The sequence below is a fragment of the Dyadobacter sp. CY261 genome, assembly GCF_021440085.1.
Lineage (GTDB): Bacteria > Bacteroidota > Bacteroidia > Cytophagales > Spirosomataceae > Dyadobacter.
Window position 1 is genome coordinate 1 of sequence record NZ_JAKCPW010000075.1, and the last position, 682, is coordinate 682.

Consider the following 682-nt stretch of genomic DNA (forward strand, 5'->3'; position numbering starts at 1 on the left):
AACTAAATCGAATGTGGTGTTAGTTATTCAATGCGTACATTATTGCGCTGAACATCATATCTGCTATACGGGTATAGCCAGTCGAGTTTAAGTGCATGCTATCGTAAACGAATGGCTGGCCGTCGCGCTGTTCAGTTGGGAAAACATAACCCCAATCCCTCGCGCGGTTTACTGCCATGTAGGACGGGCACAAGGTGACTGGAACACTATTAGGACTACTGTAACTTACGAATCCGGTTTTTGCCTGCTCAATGAACGGGACAGTAATAGTCTTTATGTAATTCCCATCACTGGTTTTAACTGATCCGAGCGTCGGCATGCTTAAAATAACCTCCATATTCGGATTGTACGCCCACAGGCTTGTTATCAGCGTTTTTAAGTTCGCTTCGTAGGCTTCCTTTGTTATGCGGTAAGCATCATTACTACCTAAGTGAATGATAGCAATGTCGCATGCTGCAAAGCCATTATTGGCCATGTAAGCCGAAAAATTAACTACACCACCTATGAAGAATGGACTACCCGACTTCGTAAACATGTCAGTGTCCCAACTTGAACGGCCCTCATTTTTAACAGACGGATCGGCAGTGGAAGCACGTGTACCAATGAATGTCGGGATAAAGGAGTTGTTCGCCGTGATCAGTGCTTTCAGCGTGCGGGTAACAAGCCTGTCTTCAATTTCGGT

Annotated in this window: 1 protein-coding gene; it reads right to left on the minus strand. The window is 45.3% G+C overall.

Translation table 11 applies throughout. The features are described 5' to 3' along the window. Positions 1-19 precede the first annotated feature (19 nt). Positions 20-682, minus strand: a 663-nt coding sequence (locus LZD49_RS35420; protein ID WP_234673394.1) for an SGNH/GDSL hydrolase family protein, incomplete at its 5' end; no start/stop codon positions are given.